This is a genomic window from Actinomadura verrucosospora (genome assembly GCF_039540335.1).
GTDB lineage: Bacteria > Actinomycetota > Actinomycetes > Streptosporangiales > Streptosporangiaceae > Spirillospora > Spirillospora verrucosospora.
Genome location: NZ_BAABEV010000105.1, coordinates 1 through 956, shown reverse-complemented (window position 1 = coordinate 956; position 956 = coordinate 1). Strand labels below are relative to the sequence as shown.

Below are 956 nucleotides of genomic sequence, written 5' to 3'. Positions count from 1 at the left end.
ATCGCGGATCTGGTGATGAACCACACCTCCGACCAGCACCCCTGGTTCCAGGCGTCGCGGACCGATCCCGACGGGCCGTTCGGGGACTTCTACATGTGGGCCGACGACGACACCGGCTACCCCGACGCCCGCATCATCTTCGTCGACACCGAGTCCTCCAACTGGACCTACGACCCCGTCCGCGGCCAGTACTACTGGCACCGCTTCTTCGCCCACCAGCCCGACCTCAACTACGACAACCCCGACGTCCAGGACGCCATGCTGGAGAACCTGCGGTTCTGGCTCGACCTGGGCATCGACGGATTCCGCCTGGACGCCGTCCCCTACCTGTACGCCCGCGAAGGCACCAACTGCGAGAACCTCCCCGAAACCCACGCCTACCTCAAACGCGTCCGCTCCGAGGTCGACCGCCTCTACCCCGACCGCGTCCTGCTCGCCGAGGCCAACCAATGGCCCGCCGACGTCGTGGAGTACTTCGGCGACCCCGCCGCCGGCGGCGACGAATGCCACATGGCCTTCCACTTCCCCGTCATGCCCCGCATCTTCATGGCCGTACGCCGCGAACAGCGCTACCCCATCTCCGAGATCATGGCCCAGACCCCCAAGATCCCCGACAACTGCCAATGGGGCATCTTCCTGCGCAACCACGACGAACTCACCCTGGAGATGGTCACCGACGAAGAACGCGACTACATGTACACCGAATACGCCAAAGACCCCCGCATGAAAGCCAACATCGGCATCCGCCGCCGCCTGGCCCCCCTCCTGGACAACGACCGCAACCAACTCGAACTGTTCACCGCCCTCCTGCTGTCCCTGCCCGGCTCCCCCGTCCTGTACTACGGCGACGAGATCGGCATGGGCGACAACATCTGGCTCGGCGACCGCGACGCCGTCAGAACCCCCATGCAATGGACCCCCGACCGCAACGCCGGCTTCTCCGCCTGCGACCCCGC

1 protein-coding gene is annotated in these 956 nt (G+C 66.0%); it reads left to right on the top strand.

Going from position 1 to position 956, the window contains the following annotated elements:
* Window positions 1-956 (top strand): alpha-amylase family glycosyl hydrolase (locus ABD944_RS42115; RefSeq protein ID WP_345187871.1); only part of this gene is annotated, 956 nt, incomplete at both ends.